The sequence below is a fragment of the Pedobacter frigoris genome (assembly GCF_032678645.1).
GTDB classification, from domain to species: domain Bacteria; phylum Bacteroidota; class Bacteroidia; order Sphingobacteriales; family Sphingobacteriaceae; genus Pedobacter; species Pedobacter frigoris_A.
This window is the reverse complement of the sequence record NZ_JAVTSP010000003.1, coordinates 77,071-95,974: the sequence shown is the minus strand read 5'-3', so window position 1 is coordinate 95,974 and position 18,904 is coordinate 77,071. Positions and strand designations below refer to the sequence as shown.

General features: G+C 37.8%; 18 protein-coding genes. 13 read left to right on the top strand and 5 right to left on the bottom strand.

Translation table 11 applies throughout. The annotated features are described in order from the left end of the window. Nucleotides 1–189: 189 nt before the first annotated feature. Nucleotides 190–2,433 carry a polysaccharide biosynthesis tyrosine autokinase gene (locus R2Q78_RS10985; RefSeq protein ID WP_316791757.1) on the bottom strand — a complete coding sequence of 748 codons (2,244 nt, stop codon included), beginning with the start codon at nucleotides 2,431–2,433 and terminating at the stop codon, nucleotides 190–192. A gap of 84 nt (nucleotides 2,434–2,517) precedes the next feature. Continuing rightward, nucleotides 2,518–3,168 carry a polysaccharide biosynthesis/export family protein gene (locus R2Q78_RS10980; RefSeq protein WP_316791755.1) on the bottom strand — a complete coding sequence of 217 codons (651 nt, stop codon included), beginning with the start codon at nucleotides 3,166–3,168 and terminating at the stop codon, nucleotides 2,518–2,520. A 713-nt stretch (nucleotides 3,169–3,881) separates the two neighbouring features. Here R2Q78_RS10980 and R2Q78_RS10975 point away from each other — a divergent pair. From R2Q78_RS10975 to R2Q78_RS10950, 6 genes are all read left to right on the top strand, one after another. Further along, on the top strand, nucleotides 3,882–4,439 hold the full coding sequence (locus tag R2Q78_RS10975) for an RNA polymerase sigma factor (protein ID WP_316791753.1): 558 nt from the start codon (nucleotides 3,882–3,884) through the stop codon (nucleotides 4,437–4,439). Then, complete coding sequence (locus R2Q78_RS10970; protein WP_316791751.1) at nucleotides 4,430–5,566, top strand: outer membrane beta-barrel protein; 1,137 nt, start codon at nucleotides 4,430–4,432, stop codon at nucleotides 5,564–5,566. The genes R2Q78_RS10975 and R2Q78_RS10970 overlap by 10 nt, the downstream gene beginning before the upstream one ends. Next, nucleotides 5,541–6,101, top strand: coding sequence for a YceI family protein (locus R2Q78_RS10965; protein WP_316791748.1), 561 nt, complete (start codon nucleotides 5,541–5,543; stop codon nucleotides 6,099–6,101). Before R2Q78_RS10970 ends, R2Q78_RS10965 begins: the two co-directional genes overlap by 26 nt. A gap of 10 nt (nucleotides 6,102–6,111) precedes the next feature. After that, on the top strand, nucleotides 6,112–7,050 hold the full coding sequence (locus R2Q78_RS10960; RefSeq protein WP_316791745.1) for a DUF5777 family beta-barrel protein: 939 nt from the start codon (nucleotides 6,112–6,114) through the stop codon (nucleotides 7,048–7,050). A gap of 17 nt (nucleotides 7,051–7,067) precedes the next feature. After that, on the top strand, nucleotides 7,068–7,535 hold the full coding sequence (locus tag R2Q78_RS10955) for a ubiquinol-cytochrome c reductase iron-sulfur subunit (RefSeq protein ID WP_316791744.1): 468 nt from the start codon (nucleotides 7,068–7,070) through the stop codon (nucleotides 7,533–7,535). Between the two features lie 142 nt (nucleotides 7,536–7,677). Further along, nucleotides 7,678–10,083, top strand: a complete 2,406-nt coding sequence (locus R2Q78_RS10950) for a hypothetical protein (protein ID WP_316791741.1) — start codon at nucleotides 7,678–7,680, stop codon at nucleotides 10,081–10,083. 38 nt (nucleotides 10,084–10,121) lie between these two features. On the opposite strand, the gene R2Q78_RS10945 is transcribed toward R2Q78_RS10950, so the two are convergent. Both R2Q78_RS10945 and acs read right to left on the bottom strand, forming a co-directional pair. After that, nucleotides 10,122–10,307: a CsbD family protein gene (locus R2Q78_RS10945; RefSeq protein WP_136837737.1), complete on the bottom strand. Its 186-nt coding sequence runs from the start codon at nucleotides 10,305–10,307 to the stop codon at nucleotides 10,122–10,124. Nucleotides 10,308–10,373: 66 nt separating this feature from the next. Next, the gene (acs, locus tag R2Q78_RS10940) at nucleotides 10,374–12,266 is read right to left on the bottom strand and encodes an acetate--CoA ligase (RefSeq protein WP_316791738.1); all 1,893 of its coding nucleotides are present in this window, start codon (nucleotides 12,264–12,266) and stop codon (nucleotides 10,374–10,376) included. Between the two features lie 383 nt (nucleotides 12,267–12,649). Between acs and R2Q78_RS10935 the strand changes: the two genes are divergently transcribed. Further along, entirely contained in the window at nucleotides 12,650–13,303 is a 654-nt protein-coding gene (locus R2Q78_RS10935; RefSeq protein WP_316791736.1) for a hypothetical protein, read from the top strand. Nucleotides 13,304–13,307: 4 nt separating this feature from the next. On the opposite strand, the gene R2Q78_RS10930 is transcribed toward R2Q78_RS10935, so the two are convergent. Then, on the bottom strand, nucleotides 13,308–13,838 hold the full coding sequence (locus R2Q78_RS10930; protein WP_316791735.1) for an RNA polymerase sigma-70 factor: 531 nt from the start codon (nucleotides 13,836–13,838) through the stop codon (nucleotides 13,308–13,310). A 405-nt stretch (nucleotides 13,839–14,243) separates the two neighbouring features. Between R2Q78_RS10930 and rpmB the strand changes: the two genes are divergently transcribed. The 6 genes from rpmB (at nucleotide 14,244) to bshC (ending at nucleotide 18,899) form a co-directional block, all read left to right on the top strand. Beyond that, a complete protein-coding gene (rpmB, locus tag R2Q78_RS10925; RefSeq protein WP_131597730.1) occupies nucleotides 14,244–14,477 on the top strand; it encodes a 50S ribosomal protein L28 in 234 nt (77 codons plus the stop codon). Between the two features lie 41 nt (nucleotides 14,478–14,518). Then, nucleotides 14,519–14,701 carry a 50S ribosomal protein L33 gene (gene rpmG, locus R2Q78_RS10920; RefSeq protein WP_136837740.1) on the top strand — a complete coding sequence of 61 codons (183 nt, stop codon included), beginning with the start codon at nucleotides 14,519–14,521 and terminating at the stop codon, nucleotides 14,699–14,701. 32 nt (nucleotides 14,702–14,733) lie between these two features. Next, complete coding sequence (locus R2Q78_RS10915; RefSeq protein ID WP_133577168.1) at nucleotides 14,734–14,889, top strand: DUF4295 domain-containing protein; 156 nt, start codon at nucleotides 14,734–14,736, stop codon at nucleotides 14,887–14,889. 72 nt (nucleotides 14,890–14,961) lie between these two features. Further along, complete coding sequence (gene ftsY / locus R2Q78_RS10910; RefSeq protein WP_316791731.1) at nucleotides 14,962–15,927, top strand: signal recognition particle-docking protein FtsY; 966 nt, start codon at nucleotides 14,962–14,964, stop codon at nucleotides 15,925–15,927. A gap of 4 nt (nucleotides 15,928–15,931) precedes the next feature. Further along, the gene (gene rimO / locus R2Q78_RS10905; RefSeq protein WP_316791729.1) at nucleotides 15,932–17,266 is read left to right on the top strand and encodes a 30S ribosomal protein S12 methylthiotransferase RimO; all 1,335 of its coding nucleotides are present in this window, start codon (nucleotides 15,932–15,934) and stop codon (nucleotides 17,264–17,266) included. Nucleotides 17,267–17,312: 46 nt separating this feature from the next. Further along, nucleotides 17,313–18,899, top strand: a complete 1,587-nt coding sequence (bshC, locus tag R2Q78_RS10900) for a bacillithiol biosynthesis cysteine-adding enzyme BshC (RefSeq protein WP_316791726.1) — start codon at nucleotides 17,313–17,315, stop codon at nucleotides 18,897–18,899. Nucleotides 18,900–18,904: the final 5 nt, after the last annotated feature.

Here is an 18,904-nt window from a genome sequence, read left to right as displayed (position 1 = left end):
ACAGCTTCGCTACCTCACTTACATGATTGCTTTTTTAAATTTTTCTATTTCTGATTCCCTACCTGCAATCTTGAAAAGATTGCCAATTTTTAGACAGTCGTCGTCTCCCGATCCAACTTCACATCCGGCCTTGGTTGCCGGCATTCAATAACACATATCCCTTACGATACAATAACTTCGAGCTACAGCTCAGGCAGAATAGGCATATCTTCCATACCTATATACATTTCTATTTTCTTTCTTGGCATCATTAAATACCAGCATCGGATTAATTAGTTTGTGATTCTCACAGATATCTTCGAATATTCCTAATTCTGTTTTATTGGTGAAATTATACCGCACCACATAAATACTCGCGTCAGCAAACTCAGCAAGACTAAAAGCATCAGCTACACGCCCCACAGGTGAGGTATCTACAATGATGTAATCAAATCTTTTCCTGAGCTCATGAAACAATATGTTCAGTCTGTTGCTCATTAGTAACTCCCCTGGATTTTCAGGAATCTTACCACAGCCTATTACAGAAAGACTACTCGAGGTTGGCGATTGTAAAAGTATGTCATCCACAGTTAGGCTTTCCGATGTTAAATAATCGGACAATCCAATTTCTGAGGTCATATTCATGCTATTGAGCATATCAGGCTTACGAAGATCAAATTCAAGCATGACCACTTTTTTCTCTATTAGTGACAGGGTGATCCCCAGGTTTACACTAAAGAAAGTTTTACCCTCCCCTTTAGTACTGGAGGTTACCAGCATCACCTGATTACTCTTATTCGTATCCATAAAGTGAAGATTAGATCTGATAAATCTAAACAACTCTGAAATGGTTGTACTTTTATCTTTGTGTACGACAATAGATTCACCAATACCTTTATGACTCAGCTCGCCTAAAATCCTTGCTCCTCCTGTTAGGTATTCTACATCGTAAATATCTTTTACTTTATTGTTTAGTTTATTCCTGGTATATATTACTGAGGCTGGAATAACCAAACCCAAAACAAAGCTCATCAGGTAAATAATCTGTACTTTAGGTTTAGCAGGTATGGATATATAAGCTGGCTTGTCTATGACCTGAGAGGTTGGAATAGTGGCTGACAACGACAGTTCTGTTTCTTCTCTTTTCTGCAACAGATAATGATATAACGTAGTTTTCACGCTTTGCTCCCTGCTCCTTTCCAGAAGACCCTTTTCCAGTACCGGAACACTTCTTAACCTGGCTTCAAACATTGCAGATTTACGGTTAAGATTATTTTTTTCGAGACGCAGCCCTTTTCTTATTACTGTTAAATTCTCCAGCAAATTAGATTTTAAGCCAGAGAGCTGCTCAGTGAGATTGATCACCAGCGGATTACCCGCCTGATTGGTGCGTAACAATCTTTGTCTTTCTATTTGCAGGTTATTGTATTTATCAGTAAGATTCTGAAGAGTAGGATCTTTCAAACCTAAAGTTGTAGGCACAAGTTCATATTTACTTTCGCTATCTGTTAAATAGGAGATCATTGATTGCACCAATCCTAGCTGAACCTCACTTGAAGCAAGCTGTTGATCATATTCACCAGATGATTGCAAATCCATCTGAGCGTTTGTACTTAACTCTGTTACTCTGTTAAATTTCTTATAATCTTCTACATCCTGCTCCACTCCAGATAAATCTTTTGAGAGATATCTTAGCTTTCCATCAATGAATTTGATGGTGTTCATGGCCATAATATTTTTATTGCTTACATTCTCCATGTTATAGGTTTCGATAAGATGTTCAAGAATATCAATACCCCTTTGCGGAACGGCATCCATGAGACTAAGTACAATGGTATTCGCATCTTTTACTACAGGCATCACGATCAATTGAGATGCACTGTATGCCTCTGCAAGTCTGCGTAAATTCACAAAAGCAACTTCTACCGGCTTTCCAGATTGTTTAAATGCAGGTCCCTTTACAATTGTGATGTTAAATTCAGGACGAATGATCGCCTGATTAAACCTGTATATATATTTCTTGCTACCTTCTTTGAAAAGCAATTTCTCATCATCTAATATTTGCACAGACAAATTCTTTTTAGAATAAGCTCCATCTTTAATTGAATTCACTAAAATTTTAAAAGTAAGTGAGTCTCCATATAATTCTTTTGATCTTAAAGGTAATTTTTTAGAATAGCGGACTTGCAATGCAAGATCATCCAGCACCTCATAGATCAGGTCTTTTGAACGTAATACTTCCATCTCGTTGTCTACGGTTCTGGATGACCTGAACATATTCAAATCACTGAAAGCTGTTCCCTTTAATATACCATCTCCTTTTGCATCATCCTGAATTAGTAAAGTACTGGTTACTTTGTATTGCGGAACTGTAATTTGCAGGTACAGATAAGCACCTCCTAAAGACAACAACAATGTGATTAAAAATAAGTACCAGTATTTAAAATATTTCATGATCTGATCTTTTAAATCCGGCCGTTTCATTATTGATTTTTGATTAAAAGACATGGTTTCTGTATTAAGGTGAACAATGATCAATTATTTATTAAGGAAAGTGGTGGCCAATACTGCGACTGCCGATATCGTGGCTACAATGAGTGGCATCATCCTGTTACTATTGCTGTATTCCACAGACTTGGCCTTATCCGGCTCTATATAAACAACATCATTCTGCTTCAGATAAAAATAAGGTGAGTTGAGGACATCTTTATTGTTGAGATTGACCCTTACCATCGTACGTTTACCATCGGTTTCCCTGATCAATAAGACATTTTCTCTCTTTCCGTACGGCGTCATATCACCTGCCATACCCAGGGCTTCTAAAAGATTGATCTTTTCATTTTGAACAGTAAATGTTGAAGGATGATTTACCTCTCCTATTACAGTAATTCTGAAATTCATAAACTTAACATTCACCACCGCATTCTTCACCATCTTATTTAATTCGGATTCAATAAGACCCTGAGCCTGAACAACAGTTAACCCGTCTAACTTAATTTCTCCAAGTACTGGAAATTTGATTTTGCCTTGTTCGTTTACTCTATATCCCTCTTTTTCGTAAAATCCATTTGCATTCACGTTGTTGGTATTCGCGGCAAACATCACATTCGATTCCGGACTTGTACTGTTAACCGTTACACTTAACACATCATTCTTAAGAATCCTCGGTTCGCCATCGTTCATTACCATGTTAGAGGTCTCACTTTTTGAAGTTAGGTCACTAAAATAGACCAAATTCCTTTGTCTTGAACACCCAATTAAGGTTATTAAGCTTAAAGAACATAAAATATAGTTTAATTTCATAACAAGTAATTTAGATTAACACGATTAAATGATGCCTTAAATATTATGAATTAAATTTAGGGACTAATTGTTATTAAAATTGCCCATTTTTTCAATTGTGAAATAGATTGTGCAAGATACACACCTAACTTCACAGCTTTGTGCACATCATTACACAACAAGTGTGATGTGTTTTTCTCACAAATCGTCAATAAAGGGAAGAAAAACATGAAATTACCGACATTTATTAACCACACAGCACACTAGCAACATACAAATCCTAAATTATTTCTACCAAAATCATAGCAGCAACAACAAACGCCATCACTTCAAAACAAAATCATTCGTATAAAGCAATTATAATTGCTAAAGCATATGTGAACTGCAAAACCAGCAGACTGAAAGAGTACACAACCTATATACTATTATATAGTATATAGGTATATATAACTAAATAAAACTCTGGATATCTTCATCGGACACCCCAACTCTATAATATCAGACTTCCTCCGGCCTGCATTATTTAGATTTTAAAAGCTAATTTGTATAAAAATTTTTCCTTGAGGCAACCTTCCTTCAGTGGCATACGTAATAGTATATATAGATAAATTAATTTTTACGTGAACGAACTAGACATACCAGTATTAATTAGTGGCTGTAAAAGAAAAGACAGAAAAAGTCAAAAAGGACTCTATCAGCTTTTTTATGGTCATTCTATGAAAATGTGTATGCGTTACGCAAAAGATAAAGAAGAAGCTATAGAACTTGTCAATGATGGCTTCATGCGGGTATTTACAAATATCCATAAATATGAAGAATCAAGGCCTTTTAAACCATGGTTGAGTACCATTATGATCAATACTTCTATAGATCACTACCGTAAGCAGATAAAACGTATTGAGATGGAAGAATTAAATGCAAAGCATGAGATAGAAGATAAGGAAAATATTCTTTCTCACATCCATTATGAAGACCTCATCAGAATGGTTCAACAGTTATCTATAGCATATAGAACAGTATTTAATCTTTTTGCTATCGATGGGTATTCACATGAAGAAATTGCATCAATGCTTTCCATATCAGTCGGCACTTCAAAATCCAATTTATTTAAAGCCAGAGAGCAACTGAAAAAAATGCTAAAAACAGCACCAATAAATAATCATCCATCATGGAGTTAAACGACAAAGAGTTTGATACCACCTTCAGAGAGAAGGTTTTTGATGCCGAACCACAATTCGAGGAAGCGGCATGGGATAAAATGGAGCAAAAACTCAGAAGAAGGGATCGTGTAGTATTATTCAGAAAAATAACTCTTGTATGCTTGATATTTTTTGTCTCTCTAGCTGGGTATTTTGCCTTAAAAATTCCTTCAGCATCATCGGTTAAAAATGATGCTGTACAAAATGCTATTGCAAAAAACACAAAAACAACTGCTAAACAAACCAATAAAGGTTTAATTACAGCGCGCCAGTCAGCAAATAAATTTAAAGAAGTAAGAAAAGAAATTTTCTCTATTAAAAAAACAAGCTTGGGTTTGGATACAGCTCCTGGTTTTAAAACCACAGAGCAATCAAAATCTTTAGCATTTGTTAATCAAGTGTACATCGAACCAAACCTACCCCAGAATGTTAAAGTCGCGCTTACCCCGGTAATCACAACTTTAGCTGTAAATAATACATCTGAAAATACAATCAGATATAAAAGGACAATACCCATGAACCTCGCCATCAGTGCTGGGCCTGAATTTAACTCGGCAAGTTCATTAGTTGGGGGGCAGCCTGGATTTACAGCAGGTTTAACTTTTGGCGTAGGAATAACTAAAAGATTAAACCTGCAAACCGGGCTTAGATATAGCATTAAAGATTATTACACAAATAACTATGCCTATAAATTCAATAGTCAGCGCATTCAAAATCTGATCTCAAGTGTAGATGCCTCGTGTGCTGTACTGGAAATTCCAGTTATCGCATCTTATAAGATAGCTGATCATAGGAATGGGAGTCTGCATTTAAATACAGGTATATCCAGTTACCTGATGCTAAAGGAAGATTATGTATTTAAATATACGCCACAGTCAGGTATAAAAGACAGGTTGGTAAATAAGAGAAATGAAAATCAACATTTCCTAAGTGTACTAGACCTATCGGCAACTTACTTTATCAGACTTAAGAGCAGCAATTTGAAAGCAGGTATCGAGCCCTTTGTAAAAGTCCCGTTAACGGGTGTGGGAGAAGGAAAAGTTAATTTAAAATCAAGTGGTATTTCTTTAAAACTAAGTTATGATCTGGACAAAAAAAATAACTAGCTATTTATTATCAGCTATATTCTTGTTGCTCCATTTTCATGCAGCAGCGCAGACTTACGCAGGTAAAAACATAAGGGTAGGCATATTCTCCTCTACTCCATTGGAAGACATCAAAGCGGCAACTGATCAATGTAGCGGAGTTATCATTGGAAAGACTAAGGAGATCGCAATCCAGGTTCCTATAAAAACTTTGGAGTTTGATAAAAAGCTGATGCAAGAGCATTTTAATGAAAATTATATGGAAAGTGATCAATATCCGTATGCTAAATTTAAAGGGGTCATCGCCCAGCAAATAGATTTTGGTAAAGATGGAGACTACACGGTAGTGGTAAACGGAACTCTTTCTGTCCATGGGGTTGATCAAAAACGATCCATCCCAGGCAAAATCAGTATCAAAAATGGCATGATACAAATCAACACAGAGTTTAAGGTAGCCTGTGCTGATCATCACATTAAAATCCCTAAACTGGTATTTACCAAAATCGCTGAGCAAATCACTATAAAGGTTGACGGCAAATTAAACCCCATAAAATAACCCTAAGGCCATGAACAAAATTAAATTGCTAATTCCGCTACTGACTTTATTTAGTCTTCATGCCGGAGCACAGGAAGCCGATTCTTTATTAAAATCCATCACAGGACCAGAAGCGGCAAGGACTGTTGATGCTACATTTAAAGCTACCAGGGTGGTATTATCGCATTCAACAGAAACACAAAAAAAGCATGACCTGGATATGAGGATACGTCATCACTTTGGGGACATAGGTGGCCGTTTTGGCAATGCACATACCTTATATGGACTCGATGTTGCATCTGATTTGTTTATAGGATTTGATTACGGCATCACGGATGAACTTACTGTTGCAGTAGGAAGAAGCAAACAGGACGAACTTTTTAATTTCTCTGCCAAGTATAAATTACTAAAGCAAAAAAACGAAGGCAGTGTGCCTGTCAACCTTACCTTACTGGCACAAATGGGATGGATAGCACGTGAACCATTTACAGAAACCGAATTTAGTAACTACGCTAATAGGTTCTCCTATTTTATACAAGCGCTCATCTCGAGAAAGATTTCTTCCAAACTTTCGCTTGAAATTATGCCTGGATTATTAATGCGAAAGAACCAAACAGAGCTCAGAGACCCCGATAATATTTTTTCTCTTGGCTTTGCAGGAAGAATGAAATTAACCAAAAGGCTTTCTTTTATTGCCGATTACACACTGGTAAAAGGACTATCCAGACCTAAAGACCTAAACCAGGCTTATTATAATCCTTTAGGTGTTGGTTTGGAAATTGAAACTGGCGGACACATCTTCTCACTCAACTTCATGAATTCTGAATACATAGTTGAAAACAATTTCATCTCCAATACGAAGAAATCCTGGAAAGACGGAGGCGTTCGTTTTGGATTTACCATATCGAGAAATTTCACACTGTTTAAATCCAAGAACAAAGACCCCGATAAACAATCAAAAATTTACTAACCTAAAAACTTAAAATCATGGAACGTGACGAATTCATCAAATCATTAGGATTTGGTCTGGCACTGGTATGCACTGGATCCTGCCTTTCAGGATGCGGAAGTAAGGGCAATGACCCTAAACCTGATCCAAATCCGAATCCCAATCCAAACCCTGGAGGCAATAACAATACAGCTTCAGTAAATCTGGCTAGCCAGCTAATGGCTATTGGAGACCAGGCTATTGTAAACGGAGTTCTGTTTTTTAGAATTGCCACAGGAAATTCAACAGCCTCATTTGTTGCTACTGAATCAGTATGTCCCCACCAGGGAGGCGGTCTTGTATGGAAACAGGCTCAAAACAGAGTACAGTGCCAGCTGCATTTTTCAGAATATGCGACCAATGGCACAGTAATCCAGGGCCCTCAGAATACCACGGGAAATACCAGAACTTTAAAAATCTACGCAACGGCAATAAGCGGAACCACACTTACTGCAACTATCGCGTAAATTTAACTGATCTCAGAGGCTGTCTAAAAAAGTGTAAAATAATGCCTTTTTAGACAGCCTCACTATGGGTTCAATTTTATTCACTCATTTTCAGGTTCATAAAAAACTTGTATATTCAGCATGGTTATTCTAACTTTAACTTATGCGAAAAATTTTATTGGCACTCTCTTTCTGCCTATTGATAATAACCTCTATGTTCAATACCACAAAGGCACAATGGAAAAGCCAATTGGAATTGAGTCAAAAAATGGGATATTACAACCTGTCAAATTCTTCAGCATCACTGTTTATTCATTTTGATAAAAGTATTTACACCAATAACGAAACGGTATGGTTCACCGGGTATTTGTTAAATACCCGTACTCAACAGCTAAGAAGCAATGAGGTACTTTCCTTAGCACTCATCCGAGATATCGACAGCGCTATTATTAAACAAGACAAATACCTCATCACAGGTGGTATTTCATTTGGAAATATGCTATTACCAGATTCCTTGCTAGCCGGCGATTACCATTTTCTGGCCACAACAAACCAGGTAAGCAAAGGAATTCCAGACATTACTTTTATTCAGAACATCACTATTAAAACCAATATCGACCCAGCATTTAATGCCGGCATCAAACTGCTCAAGGAGGGAATTGCAGGAAAATCTCCACATCAGGCTATTTTATCTGTGCTCACACGTGATGCACGTTTTTTGTCTAAGCCTGCTGATGTCAGTTATAAATATGGAGGCTTTTTAAAAAAAGGAAAGACGAATGCGTCAGGCGAATTGGTAATGGAAATACCAGAACAGGAAAATATTTCAGACCCCAATCTCTACGTTAAGGTAAAACATGGTAAAGACAGTAGCTTCTTGAATTTGACATTACCAGTAACTAGAAGGAAAGCAAGCGTTGGCTTTTACCCCGAAGGCGGAAACCTGATTCAGGACATTCCTTCTGCAGTAGCCTGGGAGGTTAAAGATAATCAGTCGGCTCTTGTGACAACAAAAGCGTTGCTATATAAAAATGATAAAGTGGTAGATACAATTGAAACCAATAGTTATGGGATCGGAAGTTTTATTTTACTTCCCCAGAAAGACGTTGTCTACCAAGTAAAGCTGTTACACTCTGCATTTACAGACAGTATTTATCAATTACCAAAACCGCTTGATAAGGGGCTTAGCATTTCTATTGCAAACGCAGCAGCCGTAGATACGCTCACAATAAGGGTTATAAACACCGCTCCACAACATGCTGCTTTGAGAATACATAATTTTAAAGAGACATTTATATATGATGAACTGGACTTCAGCTCTACAAACAAATTACTTAGGATCCCACTAAATGAAGTACCAAAAGGACTCAACACCATTACTATTTCTGATAGCCTCGGAAGACCACTTGCTGAAAGAATCTTCTTCGCCCACTATAATCCTGAACCTAAAATTGCACTTACAACAGGTAAACCTGTTTACGGACAAAGAGAGAAAGTCACGCTAAAAATCTCTTTAAAACAGCCTGACACGATAGGTATAGTTTCCATTGCTTGTGTACAAGACAACAGGCTTTCATCAAGATTATCTTCTGACATAGAACGCTATGGCTATCTTGAAAATGAGCTGAAAAGTTTACCTGTTGCGCTCAATGGAAATGGTTATTCCGATAAAAGGTACATGGAAGATATTTTATTGGTTAAGGGATGGCGGCGGTATACCTGGCAAAACATACTACAGGCAATGGCAAAAGACACTGTGAAGGTTTATGATCCGCTTGACTTAACACTGGACATCAGAAAACATGATAAAACAATAAAAACACCAGTTGAGGTAAGCATAATTGGCGGAATGCATTTAGATATTAAAGCAACCAGCAAAACCGGCACATTAATATTAAATACCCAAGACCTGTTACTTCAATCCGGCGAAAAAATGCAAGCCATTGTCTTGGGGAAAAACCAGGATACTTATTCAATAAAAGCTTATGATCCTTACACCAGTCTCAACAAAAAGTACGTGAGGTTCATATCTGCAGAAAAGATCGGAATCCCATCAAATGTTCAAAACAATTCTGAGCTGGCACTCAAATCCAATGAGAAAATTCTTAGGCTTAAGGAAGTAAAAATAACCAGTGGGAATGACAATATGCTATATAAAAGAGGTGCAAATGCTTGTGGAGACTATGTATGTCAATACGGCATCCTCAATTGCACAAATCACATATCAGACCCTTCAAATACGCAGCCGATCAAAGGCAGAAGTTATAAGGATCATGGATTTACAATTGTATACAGAGGATGCGATCCTGAAGACCTCCGGAGTTTTATCACAAAAGTAAATGGCATATATACAAAAAAGGAATTCTACGCTGATAGTTATACCGATCCACTCGAGCCTGCTTTTGTTTCCACTTTATTCTGGAACCACGGAACTGTCTTATCCAACAAGGACAAAGAAATTGTTTTTTATACCGGCGATATCGTTGGTAAATTTAGAATTGTTGTTCAGGGTGTAAGCCAGAATGACGTTGCACATGCAGAGTATTCATTTGAAGTAAAGGGCAAATAAAAAGGCCCCATTTTGCGAGGCCTTTTTATTTACGGATCTTATAAAGATTTTATCCAGGTCACCAGTTCGTCTCTGGTCTTTCCTGTTTTCTGCTGAAGTTTGCCCAGCAATTCATCGTCTTTTCCTTCTTCGTGTTTCAAATCATCATCGGTTAAGTCAGCATATGCTTGTTTTACTTTACCTTTAATCTCATTCCATTTTCCTTTTAATTCTAACTTATCCATGATCACTTCTTTTTTGTTTTACAATTAGATAGATGCATGAAGAACAGAAAACAGAATTGATTTGTTTTATTTCTTTGCTTTTTCGATGATCTCCTCAACCACCGCAGGATCCAGTAAGGTTGTAATATCCCCAAGGTTAGAAGTATCACCTTCCGCTACTTTTCTCAAAATACGGCGCATGATTTTTCCAGACCTTGTTTTAGGAAGACCTGAAACAAACAATATTTTGTCTGGTTTCGCAATTGCCCCTATTACACGGGTTACAGTCTGTAGAATATCTTTGCGTGTCAGGTCTTCATCATTATGTGTATTCGGGAAAATTACAAAAGCGTAAATACCTTGTCCTTTTACATCGTGAGGATAACCTACTACTGCACTTTCTACTACGCCCGCATGCATATTGATTGCATTTTCAACCTCGGCAGTACCGATTCTGTGTCCTGACACATTAATGACATCATCTACCCTTCCGGTAATTCTGTAATAACCATCTTCATCTCTCAAACAACCATCTCCTGTAAAATAAAGATCCTGATAAGTAGAGAAATAAGTCAGTTTACAACGTTCGTGATCTCCATAAGTAGTACGCAGCATACCAGGCCATGGGAATTTGATACAAAGGTTGCCACTAACACCATTGCCCTGTATTTCATTACCCTGCTCATCTACTAGTATAGGCTGTATACCCGGTAAAGGCAAAGTAGCGAAACTTGGCTTTGTTGGCGTAACATAGGCAATCGGAGAAATCATAATACCTCCCGTTTCTGTCTGCCACCAGGTGTCTACAATAGGGCATTTGCTCTTACCTATATTTTCATCAAACCAATGCCATGCTTCCTCATTGATTGGTTCTCCAACAGATCCTAAAACCCTCAAAGAACTTAAATCAATACCCTGCACCGGCTCCAGGCCAAAGCTCATTAAGGAACGTATTGCTGTTGGTGCTGTATATAAAATATTTACTTTATGTTTTTCCACTACCTTCCACATTCTTGAAGCATCAGGATAAGTAGGAATACCTTCAAACATTAACGACGTAGCACCTTGTGAAAGTGGCCCGTATACAATATAAGAGTGACCGGTAATCCAGCCAATATCTGCCGTACAGAAAAATACTTCGTCAGGCTGGTAGTTAAATACATTAGAGAACGTATAACCCGCATACACCATATAACCTCCGCAGGTGTGCACTACGCCTTTTGGCTTACCTGTAGAACCAGAGGTATAGAGAATAAACAATAGATCTTCAGCATCCATTTCTTCAGCCGGACAATTGGTATCTACCAGCTTTATCTCATCTTCCCACCAAAGATCCCTTCCTTTTAACATGGAAACAGGAGTTCTTGTATGGGTCAGAACGATTACTTTTTCTACCGTAGGACAGCCGATTAATGCATCATCGATTACTTCCTTTAACTGGATTTGTTTGGCACCGCGGAAAGCTCCATCCGCTGTGATAACGATTTTGCATTCTGCATCATTGATACGATCTGCAATTGATTTGGCAGAAAAACCACCAAACACCACAGAGTGAACAGCTCCGATGCGGGCACAAGCCAACACAGCTACTGCCAGTTCAGGTACCATCGGCATATAAATACAAACCCTGTCACCTTTCTTAACGCCATTCTTTTTTAGCACGTTACCAAAACGGCATACCTGCTCATGTAATATTTTATAACTTAAAGTAATACTTTCTTTGTTCGGATCGTTTGGTTCCCATATAATGGCGGGCTTATCACCATTTTCTGCCAGGTGACGGTCTAAGCAATTTTCAGTAATATTTAGCTTAGCACCCTCAAACCATTTAATGTTAGGCTCAGAGAAATTCCAGGACAATACTTTATTCCATTTCTTTCTCCATTGAAAATTATTCGCAATACCTTCCCAGAACTGTTCCGGGTAATCTACACTGTACTGATATGTTTTTTGATACTCTTCAAATGATTTAACTTGCATAATTTGGTTAGGTCAACTACTAAACTGTAAACTTACTTAAATCTGTTACAGCATCAATGGAGAGATTTAAAAAAATTACAAAAAAGAATCATTTTAAGTGATGAAGTGTCAAGGTTTACCGGTAAGAAATGGAAAATTCAGAAATTTACCGAAATCTGTCCAAGATACACACTCGTACTTACTGCTGGAGGTTTCGGCAATAGTAGCCAGGTAATTTTGAAACCTGCTTTGTATGAGTAAGTAACTTTCGCGAGGTATTTATTTACAAGAATTGAAAATAAATTTTATTAATATTCCAATTACTTCTTAAACATCTACTGAAACCCGTATTTATAAATGTTTATTTTAACTTTACAATAGTTAAAAAATGCAAATACGCTCTTATGAAATGGATCATCATTCTTTTCTCGCTATTGTTTAGCATATGCCATGTAAAAGGACAAAGCACATATAAACAGAACCTATCAGATATTTTTTCAGTTGTCTTTCCTTCCAAACCAATCCAAACAGACACCATGGATTGTAAAACCTATGTTTGCAGAGATTCAAATGCAGTATATTTAGCCATAATAAAGAATCCTATTACTTTTTTACAGCCACTTTTGGGTCTTAATCTCAACAACAAATATGACGGTTGTGTAAATGGGGTACTTTCGGCAACAAAAGGCAAATTAATTAGTAGAAATGCATTTGAAATTAACGGAGTAAAGGGAGTAGACATTGAGTATACAACCACTATCAATCCAAATCTGCCTAGCTTAAGGTTCGAACGCTTTATTTTCACAAATCAGTTTACCTTTTCTTTTCATTTCTGGACATCGCCTGAACATAAATTGGCCACAAAGAAGGAAAGAGATCGCTTCTTCAATTCGCTATTATTAATTGCAGATAAAAAGACAATTCAAGGAAATAAAAATTCCGCCGCATTGATGATTGGAGCTGTAGTTGGATATCTGACGGCAATTTTAATGGTATTGGCTTTCATAGGCGGCGGCGCCTTTTTGGTATATAAGCTCAGTAAAAAGAAACGCGTTTAGCATCCTAAACAAAGAAATTTATCCAGAAATGCAATTTACCAAGGTTAGCCCTTAATTTATCCAAAGCTCGCTTAATCTGTACAGCTACCGTTACTTCCGATATACCCAGTTTAGCCGCTATCTCCTTATTGGTCAGCTGCTCTTCTCTGCTCATCCTAAAGATCTCACCGCATTTATCAGGGAGCTGCTGTATAAAACTTTCGATTACAGCCTGCAACTCCTTTAGCTCCAGGCTTTCTTCATTTAATGAATAACCTGGGGGATTCAAAGCAGAAAGCACATAATTTTCCCGCACCTTACCCTTTCTGATTACATTAGAAACCTTATACTTTACAGCCATAATCAGGTAGCCTTTTATACTGCTCATCTGGTGTTGCTCACGGTGCTCCCAAAACCACACCAGTACATCTTGCACCAAATCACTACAAGCTTCCTTATCCTTAATAATGTTATATGCATAACGAATCAGCAAAGCATAGTACTGGTGATGCACCTCATTAAAAGCTGCATGTTCTCCCTCTTTCAATAAAGACAACAGTTCCTGATCGGTATATGTGCTATAAGCAGCCTAATGTATTACCCCCGTAATCTTAAAGTTAAGCAATTACTCCTACAAATATTATATAAGTTCCTTCATATAAACCAACTAAAAGAAAAATAAATTTTAATTTTCATTGCTAAATTTATATACCTGCTACTACACTGCTTGCAGGCTGGTTCCAGGCATGTTCGCAAAACAGGTACCTTTTTCCGAACATGCCTGCACCAAATGTATTACCAGTGCACTATCTGCCGAACAACAGCTGGCTTGCAATTGAGGTGTGACCAGGAAAATGAAAAATATTTTGCACCCGCTCTTGATGATTACAAATATTTTAATGATATTTGCACACTCTTAAAAAAATTAAGCGAAGAACAATTAACAATATATAATAAAGGCATGTCAAGAGTTTGTGATTTAACCGGAAAAATGGCGATGACAGGTTTTAATGTTTCTCACTCGAACGTTAAAACTAAGCGTAAGTTTTATCCCAACTTACAACTTCAGAAATTTTATATTCCTGAAGAAGATCGTTGGATAACACTTAAAGTATCTACTTCAGCTATCAAAACCATCAACAAAATTGGTATTTCTGAAGCGATCAATCGTTTCATGAAAAAAGGATATTTATAGAAAAAATTGGTTGATGTGAAATCAACCGTAATATTAAGAAAATGGCAAAAAAAGGTAACAGAGTACAAGTTATTCTAGAGTGTACAGAGCATAAAACCAGTGGCATGCCTGGTATGTCAAGATACATCACTACTAAAAACCGTAAAAACACTACTGAGCGTTTAGAATTGAAAAAATTCAACCCGGTAATGAAAAAAGTAACGGTTCACAAAGAAATTAAGTAATAGTATTTACTAAATACAAATCTATTTAGATCATGGCAAAAAAAGTAGTTGCAACCCTAAAAACGGGTAAAGGAAAAGAATATTCAAAAGTTATTACAATGACTAAATCACCTAAAGGTGCTTATTCTTTCAAAGAAGTTATTGTTCACAACGATCACGTTCAAGATGCTATCGCATCTAAAAAATAATTTTAATATTTTACGATATTAAAGCCGTCCCTTCATTCTGGGAGGGCTTTTTTTGTTTTGTTATACATTCATATGGGTTTATTCGATTTTTTCAAAAAAAAGGAGACCGCGCCTGAAGCGCAAGTGGCTCTTGATAAAGGATTAGAGAAAACTAAAGAAGGTTTTTTAAGCAAAATCACCAAAGCTGTAGCAGGAAAATCTACAGTTGACGATGATGTACTTGATAATCTTGAAGAGGTTTTGGTAACTTCTGATGTGGGTGTAAGCACGACATTAAAGATTATTGAGCGTATAGAGCAGCGTGTAGCTAAAGACAAATACCTTTCTACTTCCGAACTTAATGGCTTATTGCGTGATGAGATTCAACTGCTCCTTGCAGAAAACAACAGCAATGATTTCCGCAGCTTCGAATATGGCAGTCAGCACAAACCCTATGTAATTATGGTGGTTGGTGTAAACGGTGTAGGAAAAACTACAACTATCGGAAAACTAGCCCACAAACTTAAAGCAGAGAATTTAAAAGTTGTGCTGGGCGCTGCTGATACTTTCAGGGCTGCTGCGGTAGAACAGATTAAACTTTGGGGTGAACGTGTTGGCGTCCGTGTCGTAGCACAGGCCATGGGTTCTGACCCTGCCTCTGTAGCATTTGATACTTTGCAGTCGGCCGTAGCGAATGGCGAAGATGTCGTGATCATTGATACCGCTGGTCGTTTGCACAATAAAGTCGGACTGATGAATGAGCTTGGTAAGATCAAAAATGTAATGCAGAAGGTTGTACCAGGTGCTCCTCATGAGATTTTACTAGTTCTGGACGGCTCTACCGGTCAAAATGCTTTTGAGCAATGCAAGCAGTTTACTGAAGCTACAGATGTGAATGCTTTGGCCATCACCAAACTGGATGGTACTGCCAAAGGTGGTGTTGTAATCGGCATCTCTGATCAATTTAAAATACCCGTAAAATATATAGGCGTTGGCGAAGGTGTAAATGACCTTCAGCTATTTGACAAAAAAGCTTTTGTAGAAAGCTTGTTTAAATAAAAATATGAATACAAAAACAAGATCCACCATTATCCCCGTTAAGAAACCTAAAATCAATGTCATCACACTAGGCTGTTCAAAAAACACCTATGATTCAGAGGTATTGATGGGTCAGTTGCGTGGTAACAGCCTGGACGTTGTTCATGAAGCCAATAAAGTTGGCAAGGATGATATTGTGGTGATTAACACTTGTGGCTTTATAGACAATGCCAAGCAGGAATCTATAGATACTATTTTACAATACAGTCAGCTTAAAGAGGAAGGAAAAGTGGGAAAAGTAATCGTGACAGGTTGTTTATCTGAACGTTACAAACCCGAACTTGAAGCTGAAATTACTAACGTTGATGCCTTCTTCGGCACCAATGACCTGAATAATTTACTGCACTCCCTGGGTGCAAACTATAAACATGAGTTGATTGGCGAACGTTTGCTGACCACACCTTCTCATTTTGCTTATTTTAAAATAGCAGAAGGCTGTAACCGTCCCTGCTCTTTCTGTGCCATTCCTTTGATGAGAGGTAAGCACGTTTCACGCGATATGAACGAGCTGGTGAATGAGGCGAAAATTCTGGCTGCCAATGGCACTAAAGAATTGATCCTCATTGCACAGGACCTTACTTACTACGGACTGGACATTTATGGGAAACGTAATCTTGACGAATTATTGCGCCGGATATCTGATGTGCAAGGCATCGAGTGGATCAGGTTGCAATACGCCTACCCTTCTGGTTTCCCGATGGAAATACTGGATGCCATGAATGAGCGTGAGAATATTTGCAAGTACCTGGACATGCCTTTACAGCACATCACAGACAATATGCTGAAATCAATGCGCCGTGGTATCACGAAGCAAAAGACCATAGATATCGTCAACCAGATCAGAGATAAAGTACCAGGCATCGCTATGCGTACTACCCTGATTTGCGGTTATCCTGGAGAAACAGAAGAAGATTTCGAGGAAATGATGAGCTGGGTAGAAGAAACACGTTTCGACAGATTGGGATGTTTTACCTATTCGCACGAGGAGAAAACACATGCACATAATTTGGTGGATGATGTTCCTGATGAGGTGAAACAGGAACGCGTGGACGCCATTATGGAATTACAACAAGGCATTTCATTCGACATCAATCAGGAAAAAGTTGGCAAAACTTATAAGGTTCTGGTAGACAGAAAAGAGGGCGACTTCTTTATCGGACGTACTGAATTTGACTCTCCTGAGGTAGACAATGAGGTTTTGATTGACGCTGCAACGGGATATGCTGCAAATGGTAGTTTTGTAAATGTAACGATAGACCGCGCCGAGGATTTTGATCTATATGGACGGATTGTAAAATAAAGGCTTCAAATTAAGAATTATGGTTTATTAACTTAAATTCGTAGCAATGGAGGCCAAATACATCACTTATCAGGAAACAAACGCTTTCTCTTCCACTGTACTGGATTACATTGGCGGCAAAGCGCAGCTTAGAGAATTTTACAGGTATACTCCGGATTTTGCCGGCTTCTCTGAGGCTATAAAAAATCGCAATTTTATGGGCGAAAGGTCTGTTTTAGTACAGACTTTAAAAAATCAATATGCCTCTGCCAGCCCCTCTTCTCCAGTCAAGACAAATATTGAACTCCTGTCTGATGAGAAGACTTTTACCATTACTACAGGCCATCAGCTCAATATATTTACCGGGCCCCTCTATTTTATCTATAAAATAGTTACCGCTATAAATTTAGCTAAAGACCTGAAAACCAAATTTCCTGAATATAATTTTGTACCTGTATACTGGATGGCTACTGAAGATCATGACTTTGAAGAAATCAATCATGTGAAAGTAGAAGACAAAAGGATTACCTGGAATAAAAAGGCCTCAGGGGCAACTGGCAGATTAGATACCAAGGATATCATTGAAGCCCTGACTGCCTACAAAGGCTACCTGGGCATCAGTAAAAACGGTCTGATGTTATCAAGACTGGTAGAAGATGCCTATACAAATAATGCGAAACTGAGTGATGCTACCCGTGAACTGGTAGACGCACTTTTTGGTGAATACGGGCTTGTTTGTGTAGATGCAGATGAGATTGACCTGAAAAGACAATTTGCCGAAATCATATATAGAGACATCACCGAAGAAAACAGCTTTAAACATATTGAAAACACCAATACTAAGCTGGAAGAACTAGGTTATAAGATACAGGTAAACCCAAGGGAAATTAACTTTTTTTATATGGTTGACGGGCTGAGGGAAAGAATCGTAGCTGAAGACAATGTGTATAAAGTGATGCATTCTGACATTAGTTTCAGTAAGGAAGCCCTGCAACTTGAAATCAATGAACATCCCGAAAGATTTAGTCCGAATGTGGTGATGAGGCCAGTTTATCAGGAAGTCATATTACCTAACCTGGCATATATTGGCGGTGGCGCAGAAGTTACTTACTGGCTGGAATTAAAAGCGAGCTTCGATCACTATAAAGTTGATTACCCTGTATTGATGCTGCGAAATTCTGCTTTGGTCATAGACAAAAGAAGTGAAAACAGAATGCAGATTTTAGGCATTAGTCACAAACAATTGTTTAGCAATACAGAAACTTTGAAAACAGACTGGATCAAATCCCATGTTAATCTACAGCTTACGCTTGATGATGAGGAAAGAGCTGTGAGAGCAGTATTTGACCAGATAAAACTGAATGCTTACAAAATAGACAAGACACTTTCTCAATCTGCAGATGCGGCAAAAACCAAGGCGCTGAAGCTGATTTCGGCACTAGAGCAAAAAATGCTCAGGGCCGAGAAAAGAAAACATGTTACTTCATTTTCTCAAATAGAAAGCCTGAAAGAAAAACTGTTCCCTACTGGTGTTTTACAAGAAAGGGTTTTAAATATCGCACCTATGTTTGTTTTATACGGTGATGATTTTATAGACGCTCTGATCAGAACATTTAAACCCCTGGATCATCAATTTACCGTACTCTTTGCCTAGATACC